The organism is Nostoc sp., from assembly GCF_036917675.1.
GTDB lineage: Bacteria > Cyanobacteriota > Cyanobacteriia > Cyanobacteriales > Nostocaceae > Nostoc.
Map to the genome: position 1 here is coordinate 157,210 of NZ_JBALCT010000074.1, position 15,925 is coordinate 173,134.

Annotated in this window: 15 protein-coding genes and 1 pseudogene; 7 read left to right on the forward strand and 9 right to left on the reverse strand. The window is 41.8% G+C overall.

The annotated features are described in order from the left end of the window. Positions 1 to 296 precede the first annotated feature (296 nt). Both V7K31_RS30275 and V7K31_RS30280 read left to right on the forward strand, forming a co-directional pair. Entirely contained in the window at positions 297 to 1,274 is a 978-nt protein-coding gene (locus tag V7K31_RS30275) for a DNA cytosine methyltransferase (protein WP_335100028.1), read from the forward strand. Between the two features lie 634 nt (positions 1,275 to 1,908). Beyond that, a complete protein-coding gene (locus tag V7K31_RS30280; RefSeq protein WP_335100030.1) occupies positions 1,909 to 3,159 on the forward strand; it encodes a glycoside hydrolase family 10 protein in 1,251 nt (416 codons plus the stop codon). 436 nt (positions 3,160 to 3,595) lie between these two features. Here the strand turns inward: V7K31_RS30280 and V7K31_RS30285 are convergent, their stop codons facing one another. Both V7K31_RS30285 and V7K31_RS30290 read right to left on the reverse strand, forming a co-directional pair. Beyond that, the gene (locus V7K31_RS30285; protein WP_335100032.1) at positions 3,596 to 3,856 is read right to left on the reverse strand and encodes a hypothetical protein; all 261 of its coding nucleotides are present in this window, start codon (positions 3,854 to 3,856) and stop codon (positions 3,596 to 3,598) included. Then, complete coding sequence (locus V7K31_RS30290; RefSeq protein ID WP_335100034.1) at positions 3,837 to 4,100, reverse strand: hypothetical protein; 264 nt, start codon at positions 4,098 to 4,100, stop codon at positions 3,837 to 3,839. The genes V7K31_RS30285 and V7K31_RS30290 overlap by 20 nt, the downstream gene beginning before the upstream one ends. 54 nt (positions 4,101 to 4,154) lie before the next feature. Here V7K31_RS30290 and V7K31_RS30295 point away from each other — a divergent pair, with 54 nt between their 5' ends. The 3 genes from V7K31_RS30295 to V7K31_RS30305 all read left to right on the forward strand — a co-directional run bounded on the left by V7K31_RS30295 (position 4,155) and on the right by V7K31_RS30305 (position 5,087). Then, positions 4,155 to 4,388 (forward strand): hypothetical protein, encoded by a 234-nt coding sequence (locus tag V7K31_RS30295; RefSeq protein ID WP_335100036.1) that lies wholly within the window; start codon positions 4,155 to 4,157, stop codon positions 4,386 to 4,388. A 68-nt stretch (positions 4,389 to 4,456) separates the two neighbouring features. Further along, the gene (locus tag V7K31_RS30300) at positions 4,457 to 4,675 is read left to right on the forward strand and encodes a hypothetical protein (RefSeq protein WP_335100038.1); all 219 of its coding nucleotides are present in this window, start codon (positions 4,457 to 4,459) and stop codon (positions 4,673 to 4,675) included. Next, positions 4,668 to 5,087, forward strand: a complete 420-nt coding sequence (locus V7K31_RS30305; RefSeq protein ID WP_335100041.1) for a hypothetical protein — start codon at positions 4,668 to 4,670, stop codon at positions 5,085 to 5,087. The genes V7K31_RS30300 and V7K31_RS30305 overlap by 8 nt, the downstream gene beginning before the upstream one ends. Positions 5,088 to 5,140: 53 nt before the next feature. Here the strand turns inward: V7K31_RS30305 and V7K31_RS30310 are convergent, their stop codons facing one another. Then, positions 5,141 to 5,878, reverse strand: a complete 738-nt coding sequence (locus V7K31_RS30310; RefSeq protein ID WP_335100043.1) for a Ycf66 family protein — start codon at positions 5,876 to 5,878, stop codon at positions 5,141 to 5,143. A gap of 216 nt (positions 5,879 to 6,094) precedes the next feature. On the opposite strand from V7K31_RS30310, the pseudogene gndA reads away from it, so the two are divergent. Continuing rightward, a pseudogene (gndA, locus tag V7K31_RS30315) lies at positions 6,095 to 7,516 on the forward strand (NADP-dependent phosphogluconate dehydrogenase); the annotation flags it as partial. A 269-nt stretch (positions 7,517 to 7,785) separates the two neighbouring features. Here the strand turns inward: gndA and V7K31_RS30320 are convergent. From V7K31_RS30320 to cax, 4 genes are all read right to left on the reverse strand, one after another. Beyond that, positions 7,786 to 8,115, reverse strand: coding sequence for a macro domain-containing protein (locus tag V7K31_RS30320; RefSeq protein WP_335100046.1), 330 nt, complete (start codon positions 8,113 to 8,115; stop codon positions 7,786 to 7,788). Then, on the reverse strand, positions 8,102 to 8,209 hold the full coding sequence (locus V7K31_RS32020; RefSeq protein ID WP_442941418.1) for a DarT ssDNA thymidine ADP-ribosyltransferase family protein: 108 nt from the start codon (positions 8,207 to 8,209) through the stop codon (positions 8,102 to 8,104). Before V7K31_RS32020 ends, V7K31_RS30320 begins: the two co-directional genes overlap by 14 nt. After that, positions 8,206 to 9,375: a serine/threonine-protein kinase gene (locus V7K31_RS30325; RefSeq protein WP_335100049.1), complete on the reverse strand. Its 1,170-nt coding sequence runs from the start codon at positions 9,373 to 9,375 to the stop codon at positions 8,206 to 8,208. Before V7K31_RS30325 ends, V7K31_RS32020 begins: the two co-directional genes overlap by 4 nt. 88 nt (positions 9,376 to 9,463) lie before the next feature. Further along, the gene (cax, locus tag V7K31_RS30330; protein ID WP_335100051.1) at positions 9,464 to 10,561 is read right to left on the reverse strand and encodes a calcium/proton exchanger; all 1,098 of its coding nucleotides are present in this window, start codon (positions 10,559 to 10,561) and stop codon (positions 9,464 to 9,466) included. Between the two features lie 786 nt (positions 10,562 to 11,347). On the opposite strand from cax, the gene V7K31_RS30335 reads away from it, so the two are divergent. Beyond that, on the forward strand, positions 11,348 to 14,083 hold the full coding sequence (locus V7K31_RS30335) for a DUF3536 domain-containing protein (protein WP_335100053.1): 2,736 nt from the start codon (positions 11,348 to 11,350) through the stop codon (positions 14,081 to 14,083). Positions 14,084 to 14,246: 163 nt separating this feature from the next. Here V7K31_RS30335 and V7K31_RS30340 read toward each other — a convergent pair whose 3' ends face one another. Together V7K31_RS30340 and V7K31_RS30345 are read right to left on the reverse strand one after the other, a co-directional pair. Continuing rightward, entirely contained in the window at positions 14,247 to 14,492 is a 246-nt protein-coding gene (locus V7K31_RS30340) for an HNH endonuclease (protein ID WP_335100055.1), read from the reverse strand. 4 nt (positions 14,493 to 14,496) lie between these two features. Continuing rightward, entirely contained in the window at positions 14,497 to 15,612 is a 1,116-nt protein-coding gene (locus tag V7K31_RS30345; RefSeq protein ID WP_442941419.1) for a Gfo/Idh/MocA family protein, read from the reverse strand. Positions 15,613 to 15,925: the final 313 nt, after the last annotated feature.

Sequence of the window (15,925 nt, forward strand, 5' to 3'; positions counted from 1 at the left end):
TTATTGTGACACAGGTAGGGCATGGAATAGTTTAGTAAATTTAAAAGTATTATTAAACACATATCATTTAAGCATATATATTAAAATGATAATCATTTAGTTAAGTATATAACCGAGAAACTAATCAATCAAAATAGAGTACAACCTGGTCTTTTTTGATTAGTTATATCTAATATAAATTTCTCTCAACCTAATACTTGGGGATAAAATTAATCAAGTATTGAGATAATATTTTATAATATTATAAGTAATCTAGAGAGATTTGATTAAAATTAAAAAATATGTGAAATTAAAATATGAAAGAAAAATATAGAGATGAGATAAAAAGCTCTTCATTTAGAGTTTTAGACCTTTTCGCAGGTTGTGGAGGGTTATCTTTAGGGTTTCAAAATGCTGGATTTAATATTTTAGCAGCATTTGATAATTGGAAACCAGCTATAGATGTTTATCAAAAAAACTTTAGCCATGAAATTTTTGATTACGATCTTAGTAATTTGAGGACAAACTATGAAACTTTTAGAGAAATGAGTCCTGAAATTATTATTGGTGGACCCCCATGCCAAGACTTTTCTAGTGCTGGTAAACGTAATGAAGATTTAGGAAGAGGCGATTTAAGTATTAAATTTTCTGAGATAGTTACAAGTGTTCTTCCTCAGTGGTTTGTGATAGAAAACGTAGAACTATTTCGTAAAAGCAATAAATATAAAGAGGTTAGACAAATCTTGAAAGCTGCGGGATATGGTTTAAGTGAAATAATTTTGGATGCTAGTCTGTGCGGTGTACCTCAAAAGCGAAAAAGATTTTTTTGCTTTGGAGAGTTACAAGGAAAAGATGGAAGTCTAGAACCTTACCTGAAAAAAAGGTTAGCAGATAAACCAATGACCATTAGAGATTATCTGGAAAATAAATTAGAAATTCAATATTACTACAGACATCCAAGAAGTTACCAAAGAAGAGGAATTTTTAGTATTGATGAACCTAGCCCAACAGTAAGAGGAGTTAATCGTCCTATTCCTAAAACCTATAATAAACACCCTAAAGATCCAGTTCCCGTTACAGAAAACTTGCGCCCCTTGACTACAATTGAAAGAAGCTATTTGCAGACTTTCCCTGAAACATTTATTTTTGAAGGAACAAAAACAGACCTGGAACAAATGATCGGAAACGCTGTCCCAGTCAAGCTTGCAGAGTATGTAGCTCAAAGTATCCTTGAATATATTAAAGATAATTTAAATAAATCTATAAGGATTACAGAAAAAACTTATGTTTCATAATTCAGTTAAAATAAATAAATTGAACAACTGTATCTTTTGGGAACATCTCACTTTCGTAGAAAGCCTAAACCTCACCCCAGCCCTCTCCGTGAGTTCGCAGAGGGAGCAGGAATCTTGTTTCTCCTATGGTGTATTTGCAAAACTGAGATGCTCCGTATCTTTTCTAATGGTTCATTGAAGGTGATATCTAATATGCTAAAAAAATTAGATGTCAGTTATTAATATAAAATGGGAGATTCCATTAAGTAGTTTAAATGTTCCAAAGTGTTTTTACTTTAGTCATTAGTTTAACTCATACTTATTAAAGTGTACATCTAGTTATTAGCGGAACTTGATGCTTGAATGATTATTATTACTATATACTGGTGATTTTATTTTTTGAAAGTCCAATGGAATATAAAATGCCTAATGTCGTCTGTTGGGCACTAATGACTACTAACTACGTCAAGCATCTTATAGTTTGCTAGGTCTGCTTTAGTTTTTATGGTGCAAAAGTTCCATAAGCAGGGAACGAACAACTACCAACTCATTAATCCTGTAGTAAGCATAAATACTTGTAAACTATATGGTTAGTAGATTCAATTATAAAAGCAAGCAATGACGTGTGTGGGTAGCTAATGCATCATTCAAATCTATGAAATTATCTTTTATTATTCAAAGTTGGCGGCGTAGATTTACAGCAGCTTGTCGTCAGACATCGTTCAAGTATCTTTTTCCAATTCTCATTTTAATATCCTTTGTTACGGTATTGCTGGTAGACAGTTTCACCCCTGCGATCGCCGAAGATGGGGGTTTTGGCGCGATCGCACAGCTACCGCGTCAGGAAATTCGCGGGGTTTGGATGACCACCAATGATTTTGACACCCTCAAGGATCGCGCCAAAGTCCAGGATGCAGTGAGTCAACTGCGACAGATGAACTTCAATACAATCTATCCTGTGGTGTGGAATTCTGGCTATGTAATGTATCCCAGTGCGATCGCACAACGAGCAGGTATTCAACCTTTTGTCTACAAAGGTTTAGATGGACATGATATTCTCGCAGACTTGATTAACCAAGCCCATCGCAAAGGATTGCTAGTAATTCCCTGGTTTGAGTTTGGGTTCATGGCTCCCCCAACCTCAGAACTGGCATTGAATTATCCAGATTGGTTCACACAAAAGCGGGATGGTAGCCAAACTTCCATCAGTGCAGGGGGTGAGGTTATGTGGCTGAATCCGTTCCATCCACAAGTGCAACAGTTCATTACCAATCTCGTGCTGGAAACTATCACTCAATATGATGCCGATGGCATTCAGTTTGACGATCACATGAGTTTGCCCTACGAATTTGGCTACGATCAATATACAGTTGCCTTGTACACTCAAGAAACCAATAATGCTCCCCCAACCGATGCTCAAGATCCGGCATGGGTACAGTGGCGGGCAGATAAAATTACGGCGTTCATGGTACAACTTAACCAAGCTGTCAAGCAGAGAAAACCCCAGACGATTTTTTCCGTTGCTCCCAATTACTATGATTTTGCTTACAAGTTTCACCTGCAAGATTGGCTGACTTGGATACGACAAAATATTGTGGACGAGTTAATTATGCAAGTTTATCGTCCGGATCTGCAAAGTTTTGTAGCTAATATTTCCCGCCCAGAAATTCAAGAAGCGCAACAAATAATTCCAACTGGAGTTGGGATTATGACAGGGTTAAGAAATAATCCAGTTTCGATGCAACAAATTAAGTCTCAGGTGCGGGCTGCCCAAGAACGTGGTTTAGGTATAAGCTTCTTTTATTATGAAAGTCTTTGGAACGATGCCCCAGAAACTTTAAGCGAGCGACAAGCTGGATTTGAAACTCTCTTTCCATCTCCTGCACTCCGCGCCAGAAGTGAATAACTTTTGTGTTTAATATGGTGTTACTGTACTAGAAATTAAGGTTTTTACGCCTAATGGTGGTGCGATCGCTTGTTGTCCTGAAAAGCTCAGATTCCTAACTTCTGCAAAGAAGCCGGGGTGCGATCGCCTGCAATAAAGTATTTATTCATACATTTATCCTAAATAAATATCTTGGTAATTAGTTAGACATCACATTGATTTGGGAATACTGCTAAATCTTATGAACGGAACAACATAATTATTAATCATTATATTAATAATCGGGAAAAGTACAAACCTCTTCTGATTTTTGCAATCGATGTCATACACGTAATTGCACTGAACAAACTGTTTACGGATAAAAAAATTAATTCTGATTATGTTGTATCTTCAGTTAAAGATTTAACTACAGGTGCTACAGTTTCTGCCAAGGAAAACTCAGAAAAAATCAAAAAATTCAGAAATGGAGAGCTTGAGGTATTGATAAATGTAGATCAGTAAGGGGCAAGACAGTATTTTGGGCAACAAACTCCAAAAACAAAGCGAGTTGCTTTTGGGCATCACGGTGCTTTAAGCCGCTGAGAATTTCGTAATAAGTGATGATACTAATGTTGATTTGACCATAGGTTATCAAGTAAGTCTGAAACTGAGCTACTACATTGGTATTGCCCCGGAAGAACAAGGACAGGATATCAGTATCAATCAATGCTGGTTTCACGGTTTCGTCTGTAAGAAAATGCTTGTTGACGACGGATAGCAATCTCATCTGAGAATTCGCCGTATGCTTCATCTGACATATCACTCCAGCAACCTGCGAACTGCATGATAGCAGCAGCGTTGTGGTTGTTAGTTTCTGAGCTAAGTCGAAATCCGTGAATCATCTCATAGAGTTGTGCTAACTTAGCATCTGGGATTTGCTGCACTTCTTCTAAGACTTTAACTCTCCATTCAGAATGCTTCATTACCTAATCTCTCCTGATTTTCTAATTTTTAATTCTAATACAAGAAAGAGACTTATGACCCTAACCTTGAACTTACCACCAGAATTAGAACAGTATCTTGCACAAGAAGCGAAACAGCAAGGACTTTCTGTTGAAACATATACTTTGCAGATTTTGCAAGAATATATTCTGCCAAAAGAGAAACAGTCTAAGGTGATTAATGTACTTCAGTCTTGGATTGATGAAGGTGACGCTGATGAGCAGCAAGAAACAGGAGAGTACTTAATTCATGCCTTAAAGGATATCTGAGAAGTTAGTTAAGAGCGTTCCCTAAACTATGCTTTAAAATTTATTTAAATTCATTAAAGCCTTAACTTATGCTTATTACCGAACTCATACCGCTAGTTAAAGAATTATCCCACACTGATAAACTCTTACTAATACATTTTCTGGCAACCGAATTGTTGAAGGAATCAAGTTTAGTCCCATTGGATGCTCAGGATAAAGTAGCAAGCCTTGGCTTATATGATTCTTTTGAAGCTGCTGCTGTTTTAGCGAAGGCACTAGCAGAAGAAAAAACCGCAACACATGGTTGATAAAGTTAGACTTGCATTTACTGAGGTAAATCCAGAACTCGGTGCATTAAGTACCCTGCCTTATCTACCGCTAATTGCCACTTATCAGAATCGTTCTGTAAGTGTATCAGGCTTACTAGATACTGGTTCTAGTGTCAACGTATTGCCCTACGAAATCGGGTTAAGGCTGGGAGCAGTTTGGGAGCGTCAAAGGCTCTCCGTTCCATTGGGTGGTAATTTGGCTAGTTTTGAGGCGAGGGCATTGGTGTTGATAGCAAATGTTGAGCAATTTCCGACAGTGGAGCTAGTTTTTGCTTGGACAAGAGATAGAAATGCTCCAATGATTTTAGGACACATGAATTTCTTTTTAGCGTTTGATGTGTGCTTCTATCGTTCTGAATTAGCGTTTGAAATTAGCCCTAAAATAGCTTGATAGAAATAGTGAAACCCAACATTATATTAGGTTAACGCTGGGTTTCACTGCATTCAACTACCCTGATTCGGCGGTATTTGTTCCGGTGGCGTTTCTGCTGGGGGAGGGAGTACCGCATCCGGCGCAATTTCTTCTACCGGAATCGGTTGTTTGTCCTCAGTCTCTACATTAGCTTGCGCTGCTTCCACCAATTCAGGAGATGGGGGATGTGGTGGAATCGCTTCCGGTACACTCTGGGTTTTTGTTTCGGTGTCGGTAGTAACTGTCTCCTTTGCTGGTTGTTCTGGTATGACAATAGTTTTGTTGATAATCTCAACAGCAGGTTGCTCAGTCAGAACAGAGGTAATGTTTTCAGGTTTAGGAGTTGTGGGTGTTTTTTTACTCACAGTCTGTTGCACCTTGCCTTTCACGCCACTGAAGGTGCTACCAAGACCTTTTTGCAACTGGCCCAGCCGTTCCTGAAGGGACAACTTATTTACCTGTTCCTGAATGCCAGTTTTCACCGTCTCAGGACTGGGTACTTGGGTTTGTTGTGCCTGTGGGGTTAGTTGCCGACGTAATGATAGAGTTTGCCAGCCAAACCAGATCAAAAGAGCCACACTCGCCAGATGACCCAGCAATAAACCCCCAGTAATGCGTGGTGCAAATACCCATAAGACTAAGGCGTAGAACAGTCCTACGCCACTCCAGATAAAGTCATTCTTGCGGTGGATTTCTGGGAAAAAGAAAGCTGCTATATAAATGGCTAAACTACCAAAACCGACCACCAAAGCTAGGACATATGCCAGCATTATTTGGTTACTCCTTACTACGTCCTTTAATTATTTCAATTTTGCAAATTTTGCAAGTCAATTGTCGATTTAGATACAATTTAAAATTAATTATCCATGTTAGTTGTGGATTTTTGTCATTTATATCAACTCTTAAGGTCTTCTTTAGGGGAGAAGGGAAAATCTCAGACTACGCTTAGAGTAAAAGGATCTGCAAGAGTTAGCCAGAAATTTTTTATGACACTACAAAGCTTTGGTGTGATTGGATTAGCCGTTATGGGTGAGAACATCGCTCTAAACGTGGAGCGCAATGGCTTCCCGATCGCAGTATACAACCGCTCGCGCGATAAAACTGACAGATTCATGGCGGAGCGTGCGCCAGGACGGAACGTCAAAGCCGCCTTTACCTTGGAAGAATTCGTTGCCTTATTGGAACGTCCTCGCAAAATCCTAGTGATGGTGCAAGCTGGTAAGCCAGTAGATGCAGTAATTTCTCAACTCAAACCCTTGTTAGACGAAGGCGATATCATTATCGACGGTGGCAACTCTTGGTTTGAAGATACAGAACGACGCACTCAGGAATTAGAACCCGCTGGACTTCGGTTTATCGGTATGGGTGTTAGTGGTGGTGAAGAAGGTGCGCTAAATGGCCCCTCATTGATGCCTGGAGGTACAGAAAGCTCCTACGAGTATCTCTCACCAATTTTTAATAAAATTGCTGCCCAAGTTGACGATGGCCCTTGCGTAACCTATTGCGGTCCTGGTGGTGCTGGTCACTACGTCAAAATGGTACACAACGGCATTGAGTACGGCGATATGCAGTTAATTGCAGAAGCATACGACTTGCTGAAAAATGTTGCTGGACTAGACCATAATCAGCTACACGAAGTTTTTACCGAATGGAACACCACCGACGAACTCAATTCGTTTTTGATTGAAATTACAGCAAAGATTTTCCCCTACATTGACCCAGAAACAAATCTACCCTTAGTCGATTTGATTGTTGATGCCGCAGGGCAAAAGGGAACCGGACGCTGGACAGTGCAAACTGCAATGGATTTGGGAGTTGCTGTACCAACAATGATTGCAGCAGTGAACGCCCGGATAATGTCTTCTTTCAAAAAAGAGCGGGTAGCAGCATCCAAGATACTTACAGGTCCTTCTGGCAAGTATGAGGGAGATACCAAAGCCTTTATTAACATGGTGCGAGATGCCCTGTATTGCTCGAAAATCTGTTCTTACGCTCAGGGCATGGCGTTGTTGGCTACAGCTTCAAAAACCTACAATTTTAACTTAAATTTAGGTGAACTGGCGCGCATTTGGAAGGGTGGCTGTATTATTCGTGCTGGATTTTTGAATAAGATTAAGAACGCATTTAACGAAAATCCAGCGCCACCTAACCTGCTATTGGCTCCTGAATTCAGGCAGACGATTCTCGACAGACAAACAGCTTGGCGGGAAGTGTTGGCAACAGCAGCAAAACTGGGAATTCCAGTGCCAGCATTCAGTGCGTCATTAGATTATTTTGACAGCTATCGACGCGATCGCTTGCCCCAAAATCTCACTCAAGCTCAACGCGACTACTTCGGGGCGCACACCTACGAGCGGCTTGATAAGCCTGGAGCCTTCCACACCGAATGGACACCGATTTCTGAAGCATCCGTGCAAACTTCCACACCAGAACCGATGCAAGCTACACAACCTACAACACCTACAACACCTATAACTTCTCCAAAAGTTTAGAGAGTTTTAGTTTGTAAATTTGAAAGTGGCTCTGTTAGAGTCACTTTTTTTTGTCAATTATCACTGTTAATTGTTAAGCTAATGCACATTTAATTTGCAGCTTTTTCATTTTAGAGAAAAGGCATCTAGGGCAACGTGCGAATCAAGAGCGATTTAGCAAGTAATCATTAGTTAAGTATTTGGAATCAATTTGGTGTTCCCGTGGAAGATAAATCGCAACCGGAATTCCTAATATTATGCAAAGAACGACACATTAGCGGTCCTACTTCAGCCCAATTTAAGTTGCCTAAACCACAACCCAAAGCTGGCATTGCCAAAGACTGAATACCAATATCATGACAATTTTTTCTAACCCAGTCTAAGCCACCTTCAATGTCTTCTAAACGAGAGTTTTCTCGCCATTGTCTTTTAGTAGCAAACGACAAGAACCACTTTACAGCATTGGAGGACACAAGCGGAAGACTAAGATCAGCTAGTTCTTGATCTAAAGAAGCTTCCCGTTTATAGAGCCTCAACTGCTTTGTGAGATAAAATACCTCTTTGAAGTATTGAGGGCAGGTTTTCAATGTGTGCGATGTAATAGAGGCTTTTTATATCTGGTTTTCTCATTGATTTGGCGTGTTATTATTCCCAAGGTATTTGGCTTTTAATTCTTCTAATTCTGCATCTATTTGGCTTTTCGTAGAAGGCTGGATTGATTGTGTTTTCGGTTGATTTTGATTGTTATTTTGGGGTTGAGCTTTGCCAAGAAATAGAGTTTTCATTTGCTCTAATTCTAAATCAATTTGGCTGGGAGTTTTCGGGACAACCGCAGGTGGAGAAGTCGGTTGTGTAGTCAAGGCTTTTGCTGATATCGCTGGGGTGGCTACTATTTGCGACTGTTGATTTAAGTCGTTGAGAAGTTCATCTACTGTTTGATAACGCCGAATTGGAATACTTTCTAACATCTTGTTGAGAATGCGACTCAACTGATTACTGACTGGAGTTTTCAAGTATTGCTGCCAAACCCATGTACCGTTGTTGGTATCATAGGAATCGAAAGGCGATCGCCCAGTTAATAAATTAATACAAGTAGCACCCAAACTGTAAATATCGCTAGCGAAAACAGCCCTACCTCGCATTTGTTCAGGTGCAACATATTCTGGACTACCAATACTTGTACCAGTTTGATTTAAGGCAGTACCAGTAGCAGATTTAGCAGCACCAAAATCTACTAATACTAGTTTGCGATGGGCTTCGCCCTTACCGTAGGCATCGCTTTCGCGAATAATATTTTCTGGCTTAATATCACGATGAATTACGTGTCTGGCGTGGCAAAATTGCAATACTGATAATAAATCATTTAGTAATTGCCAGATTTGCGTTTCACTAAAAGCACCTCTATGTGCCAATTCCTGGGCTAAGTTTTGCCCGTCGATAAATTCTTGTACAAGATACTGCCGATCTTCTTGGGTAAAATATGCCAGTAGTTCGGGAATTTGGGGATGTTTGCCCAATTCATCTAACTGCACCGCTTCTTGGTTAAATAACTCTACAGCTTTGGCAATCGTGTTGGTACCTTGGGCTTGGGGATAAAATTGCTTAATTACGCAACGTGGTTTTGAAGGTTTATCCTCATCCACAGCTAAGAAAGTTTTGCCAAAACCACCTTGTCCGATTGGTTTAATAGCACGGTAACGTTCTTTGAGAAGTAACTTGGAACCACAAGTCCGGCAAAACTTGACATCATTAGGATTTTCAGGCTTGGGACAGTGGGGATTAAGGCAGTAGCTCATACAGGCGATCGCTCTTATATCTCTTTATTTTCTCCTGTCCCAGGCAAAAGGGTGTAATCAAGTGCGGGCTACGTCTACGCGCTGCTAACTACCCCACAGCTTCCATAACTGGATGGAAGTAGAAGGCGAACCCCAACACTGTATAGGCAGCTAATAATAAAGTGCCTTCCAGCCAATTGGATCTACCATCGGAACTAATACTGTTTGCAATCAACACTGACACAACCACAGCTACTAATTCAAAAGGTTTGAAATCTAAATCCATTGGTTTACCCAATATCCGCCCTGCTATAACTAACACGGGCGCGACAAATAGGGCAATCTGCATACTTGATCCCACAGCCACAGAAAGGGAAAGATCCATCTTATCTTTCATCGCCACGGTGACTGCTGTGGCGTGTTCAGCCGCGTTACCGACGATAGGAACCAAAATCACCCCTGTAAACAGCGTCGTCAAACCTAGCTGAGATGTGGCCACCTCCAGAGAATCAACTAGCATTTCTGACTCAATTGCCACTAGCAAGGTACATACTAGCAACACGCCAACCCACAACGCCATATTTGGTTTAGCATGAGATATTTCCTCTGTTTCTCCTTCTGCCTCCGCTAAACCCACATCATATAGATAGGAGTGAGTTTTCATTGAAAATAGGAGCGTTAGGGCATAAACCAGGATTAATACTACAGCAACAGCAATAGAAAGATTTTGCAGTGTTTCTTCGTTAATTCCTTGAGAGGTGTAATTCATCGCCGTGGGCATCAAAATGGCAATCACTGCCAAATTCATCGAAGCCGCATTCACCCGCGCCACAATTGGCTGAAATGTCTGTTCTTTGTAGCGCAGTCCTCCCAAAAGCATGGAAAAACCCATCACCAGTAGTAAGTTGCTAATAATCGATCCCGTGATACTGGCTTTGACTACATCTATTAACCCAGCGTTCAGGGCTATTAGGGCGATGATTAGTTCTGTAGCATTGCCAAAGGTGGCGTTTAACAAGCCCCCCAATGATGGCCCCACTACGACAGCAATTTCTTCTGTGGCTGTACCCATCCAAGCTGCTAAGGGCAGAATTGCTAATCCAGCTGTAATGAAAACTATCAATTCTCCCCACTCCAGAAAGTGGGCTGCTAGAGAAACCGGGATAAACAGTAGTAAAACAAGAAGAATAATGTTTTTAGTTGACATTTGTTGTCTTAGGTTGAAGGTATCTTATCGGAGTTAGGAGTGAGAAGTAGAGACGCGATTAATCGCGTCTGTACAGGAGTAGGAATTATGAGTAAAACTTCTAATCACTCTTGACTCCTCACTTTTAACTCCTCACTCTTAACTTCCGACTCATCACTTCCATAGGATACTCTCAACCGTCTGTAGACCAATTCAGAAATTGTACTGTTTTCAGTTCACTGCTACGGATGTTGTGTAAAATAAGATTACGATATAATGAGTTTTTGTAATCTTTTGTTGCAAAAGTATGAATTTGACCCAAAATTTTACACCAGAAATGGGGTTTAATTAATTAAAAGACAATTAAAATTTTGATTGGCGCTGAAGAAAAGAAAACCTCTAACTGAGGCTTTGTTCAATGGCTAATTATTTTGAGCCTTCAGGGAAAGCATTCAAATTACTCACTTTTGGTAACTTTCTTTGATAGCCCACGAATAAGCTCTCTCAATAGATCAGCGCTTCAATTAATTTGAGGCAGGCGGCCAGATCGGTCGTGTCAGCTTGTGGATTGGAGAGTGCCGACACTTCCAAGTTGAAGCAAGAAAGAAATGTGAGCAATTATTAGCATTTTTGGATCGGCTATGCGATAACGCAGATTTCCCTCTACGATAAAACCGCTTTGTCGAAAATTTGGTTAGATTCCATAGTTGTTGTTTATAAAGGATTTTGTGTGAAAACCATTGTAGAAAGGTTTACACACAACATTTTCAGTGCAACTGCAAGTTTTTTGTTTTTGGATAAATATACATGACTTCTGCTGATCAAATGCCAGCTAGCTCTGGCTCAACGTTAACATTACATTCAGATCCCAATAACACCAAAGAAACCGATCCCCTGAGAAAGGCCAATGGTGTTTATGTGACGGTGCATGGTCATTTTTACCAACCACCAAGGGAAAACCCTTATCTGGACGCAATTGAACGCCAACCGAGCGCTGCACCTTTCCATGACTGGAATGAGCGGATTCATTGGGAATGCTATCGCCCGAATGCCTTTGCCAGAGTCTTAAATGACCAAGGCGAAGTGGTGAAGATCGTCAATAATTATGAGTATTTTAGTTTTAATATTGGGCCAACGCTGATGTCGTGGCTAGAACGCTACGATGTGGAGGTTTATCAGCGAATTTTAGAGGCGGATAGGAAGAGTAGCGATCGCTTGCATGGTCACGGCAATGCGATCGCGCAAGTATACAATCACATCATCATGCCTCTGGCGAACGAACGCGACAAACATACCCAAATTCGCTGGGGTAAAGAAGATTTCCGCTCCCGCTTTGGACGCGATCCCGAAGGGATGTGGCTAGCGGAAACTGCTGTAGACTACGCCACCCTAGAAGCTCTTGTGGCTGAGGGTATTCGCTTCATTATCCTTGCACCGTCTCAAGCGCTGCGTTGTCGTCCCCTTCCCACTCAAGATCATCCCCATCCTGAATGGCACGAAGTTGGTGGTAGTCAGATTGATTCCACCCGTCCCTATCGTTGTTATTTGAAGCCCACACTAGACACTTCATCTTCACCTCTAAGTGCGATCAAGGAGGGGAGTAGGGAATTGGGAGTAGGGAGTAAGGATACTAACCACTCCCCCCCTTATATTGATATCTTCTTCTACGATGGCCCGATATCGCGGGATATGGGTTTTAGTGATGTCGTTTATAATTCGACTCGCTTTGCCGGACGTATCGGTTCAGCCGTGCGTGGGGATCATCGGCCAACACAGTTAATCTCTGTGGCAACGGATGGGGAAACCTTCGGACATCATAAGAAGGGGACTGAGAAAACTTTAGCCTACGCCTTTACCAAAGAGTTTCCTCAACAGGGTTGGACGGTGACAAACTTCGCCCACTACCTGAGCTTAAATTCTCCCGGTTGGGAAGTGGAATTGAAGTCAGTCACAGCCTGGAGTTGCGCCCACGGTGTCGGCAGATGGGAAGATGATTGTGGTTGCGGTGGGGAAGGCAGCGTTTGGCATCAAAAATGGCGTCGTCCCTTGCGGGATGCCCTAAATTGGCTGCGGGATCACCTAACTGATGTGTATGAGGAACATGGTAGGCAGTTGTTTCGTGATCCCTGGCTAGCACGAGATGAATATATCCAAGTAATGCGCGATCGCTCTGCTAGCAATGTTAACCGTTTTCTCTCCCGTCATCAAACCCACAAACTAACAGCAGCTGAACAAGTAGACGCTCTACGCCTATTGGAAATGCAGCGTCACGCTTTGTTGATGTTCACTAGTTGCGGTTGGTTTTTTGAAGAAATTTCCCGTCCAGAGGGGACGCAAATTCTGCGCTATGCCGCCCGGGCTTTGGAATTGGCAGGGGATGTAGCAGGTGTGCAGTTGGAAAAAGGCTTCGTTAAACGTCTTGCTTTAGCCCCCAGCAATGTGGATGAGTTCAAACATGGTGGCGAAATTTATCGGCAACTCGTGTTAACTGCCCAGCTTGGCTTTAAGCAAGTAGCAGCCCATTACGCCATTACTTCCCTGTTTAGCAATCAGAAACCAGCAGAGACACGTAATTCTTTGCCTAGAAAAGATGCAGCTGAGAAACAGCCTCAGCGTTACCACAAAAAGGTTTATTGCTACGCTGCCAATGAGCTAGATTACCAACTGCAACGCATGGGATCGCTAACTTTGGTTGTCGGAAATTTAAAGCTGGTATCAGAGATTACTTGGGAAAGTGAGCATTTAGTATTTGCTGTTCTGCATTTGGGAGGCTGGGATTTCCACTGCTGCATTCAACAATTTACTGGGCGGCGTGACTACAGCCAATTAAAAGAAAAGCTGTTTCGGGCACTGCAACAAGCTAGTGCGGCTCATACTATCTTGGTGATGACACAGCTATTTGGAGAAGAGGCTTTCAGCTTGCAAAATCTATTTGCTGAAGAACGCCACCGGATTATGCGGCTGCTTAGTCAGGAAACGCTGACACGTTTAGGACAGTTGTATACCCAAGCCTACCGTGATAATTATGGTGTGTTAATGGCGTTTCATCGAGATGAACTAGCCGTACCGCAAGAATTGCAGGTTGCAGCAGATATTGCTTTAGGGCATCGCTGTCTAATGACATTGCGATCGCTTGAGCAAGATATCGCTGATCCCCAAAAGAGTTGGAATCACATATTAGAATTAGAAGCGATCGCTACTGAAGCAAAACATCTGCATTGTCGGCTGAATATTCCCGACGGGAAGCAAATGTTAGAACAGTTAATTGCGCGATCGCTCTGGCAATTGTTGCACGATGCCAATGGTAGTTTTAATGCAGATATCCAACTATTGGAACGGTTGATTGATGTCGGGGATCAACTAAATATTGACATTTCTTTACAGCGATCGCAGGAACTATATTTTAGTTGTCTGCAAAGTCAGATAGCGCCGGTGTGTATTACTAGCATTGGGAATCAAGCAGAGAATCAGTGTCTTCAGTTGCTCAAGTTGGGCAAAAAGTTAGCCGTTGATGTCAGCATGATTTCAAATCAGTTGGGATAGATGTAGAGGCGCACAGCCGTGCATTGGTGTCAACTTCAGTTAAAAAACCTCGTTTTCAGCCTCTGGCTGGAAATGCTCCTCATTGTGGCTCTGCCGCCAGTAAGGGAGGCGGAGCCTCATAGAAAGCATTCCTAGTCTCCGACTAGGAACGAGGTTTGAACCGTTATAAATCAAAATGGCGTCGGAAACGGGGATCAATGTTGTCTGTTTTCTGCTGATTGCAGTTGAAGCAGAGGGTTTGGAGATTGCTGATATCGTTTTGACCACCACGGGCAAGGGGAATGATATGGTCAATACTAAGGTTAGTTTCTCCAGTAGTTTTACCACAGCTTTGGCATTGGTATTTGTCACGTTGAAAGACATATTTCTTTACTTCCGGCGGGATACGAATGCGGGGAGTTTTGCTCATTTCCTTAGTTGCTAAGAAATCCTTCCAAGCTGGGTACATCTACCCAACTTGCTTTTGTATGAGATTCATGGGATAAATCCATCAACAACTGAGAATAAATTCCTTCTCGCAGCGATGGTGTAATTTCCTGATTGCGCTCAATTCCTTGCACCCATTGGTCTACTATGCGGATAAATGCACAAATGCGCCCATCAGCATAATTTTTGGGAAAAATTAACCGATTCGGTATTTCTATTTCCGTTAAAGGTTTACCTAGCTGGGAACCCCAAACACGAAAGCCGTGTATATAATCTTTTTGATTTTCACTGCCTACTATTAATGTACCGCGATCGCCATATACTTCTACCCAATGGGTTCTTGGTGCATGAACAACCGCACTGATAGAAAGTTGGCAAGGTGTGCCATCCGCCAATTCCAGGGTTAATATACAGTTGTCATCTGTATTCACTGGCTGAAATTCCCCATTAACAGGGTCAACTCGTGAGGGAATAGCAGTAGTCAAATGGGCGTTTAATCTACGGACTGGCCCGAATAACCAGTGAATGTAATCGAAGGCGTGGGAACCCAAAGATCCTAATGCACCGCCTCCTTTATCCTTGTCAGAATACCAATTCCAAGGGCGTGAAGTATCAGCACGAGAAGAACCTAACCAATCAATTTTAATTAAGCGCAACTTACCCACATAGTCTTCTGACAATAATTCAGCAAATAACTGCCATGCTGGTACAAAACGAAATTCAAAATCTACAGTCGCAATCACGCCTTTTGCTTTAGCTAACTGATAAAGTTCTTTAGCTTCAACTGCATTTAAAGTTGTCGGTTTTTCTAGTAATAAATGTTTCCCAGCTTGCAATACAGTTTTTGCCATTTCATAGTGTAAAAATGGCGGCGTAGAGATGCTGACTGCTTGCACTGCTGGCAATGCCACAATATCTGTAAGTGAGTCGGAAGCGTGGGGAATATTATGGGATTCTGCTATGGCTTTGGCTTTATTTATATCTCGGTGATAAACAGCAACTACCTCAGTTTGAGGATGTGCTTGAAATCCAGGGATGTGGACTTTTTGACCAAATCCAGTCCCAGCGATCGCAATCCCAATCATATTATTATTTAGTCCCATATTTATACAAGTTACTATTTGCTCAATAGGATTTTATCGAAACAGAATTCAATAGTCAGTAGTCAGTAGTCAGTAGTCAGAATTCAGCAATGTTTTCTGACCGAAAAAGCAAATGAATAAATGGGTTTAAGACTCCCACAAAACTAGAATTTTTGGTGGTGCAACAATTCAGTCGCGGGTCTAAGAACAAAGTTGCTCCTCTTGGGGAGACCCCAAGACCGCACTTTGCGCTGAATCTGTGACTGATTGATTCTGACACCTCGGCGGAGCTTTCCTTGCTCCGCTCCTGAATTCAGAATAGCTGAATTCTTCT

Coding starts and splice junctions, on each gene's coding strand:
- cax (WP_335100051.1), bottom strand. CDS start 10,561: ATGTCAACTAAAAACATTATTCTTCTTGTTTTACTACTGTTTATCCCG.
- V7K31_RS30300 (WP_335100038.1), top strand. CDS start 4,457: ATGCTTATTACCGAACTCATACCGCTAGTTAAAGAATTATCCCACACT.
- V7K31_RS30335 (WP_335100053.1), top strand. CDS start 11,348: ATGACTTCTGCTGATCAAATGCCAGCTAGCTCTGGCTCAACGTTAACA.
- V7K31_RS30290 (WP_335100034.1), bottom strand. CDS start 4,100: ATGAAGCATTCTGAATGGAGAGTTAAAGTCTTAGAAGAAGTGCAGCAA.
- V7K31_RS30345 (WP_442941419.1), bottom strand. CDS start 15,612: ATGGGACTAAATAATAATATGATTGGGATTGCGATCGCTGGGACTGGA.
- V7K31_RS30325 (WP_335100049.1), bottom strand. CDS start 9,375: ATGAGCTACTGCCTTAATCCCCACTGTCCCAAGCCTGAAAATCCTAAT.
- V7K31_RS30275 (WP_335100028.1), top strand. CDS start 297: ATGAAAGAAAAATATAGAGATGAGATAAAAAGCTCTTCATTTAGAGTT.
- V7K31_RS32020 (WP_442941418.1), bottom strand. CDS start 8,209: ATGAGAAAACCAGATATAAAAAGCCTCTATTACATCGCACACATTGAA.
- V7K31_RS30280 (WP_335100030.1), top strand. CDS start 1,909: ATGAAATTATCTTTTATTATTCAAAGTTGGCGGCGTAGATTTACAGCA.
- V7K31_RS30340 (WP_335100055.1), bottom strand. CDS start 14,492: ATGAGCAAAACTCCCCGCATTCGTATCCCGCCGGAAGTAAAGAAATAT.
- V7K31_RS30295 (WP_335100036.1), top strand. CDS start 4,155: ATGACCCTAACCTTGAACTTACCACCAGAATTAGAACAGTATCTTGCA.
- V7K31_RS30310 (WP_335100043.1), bottom strand. CDS start 5,878: ATGCTGGCATATGTCCTAGCTTTGGTGGTCGGTTTTGGTAGTTTAGCC.
- V7K31_RS30305 (WP_335100041.1), top strand. CDS start 4,668: ATGGTTGATAAAGTTAGACTTGCATTTACTGAGGTAAATCCAGAACTC.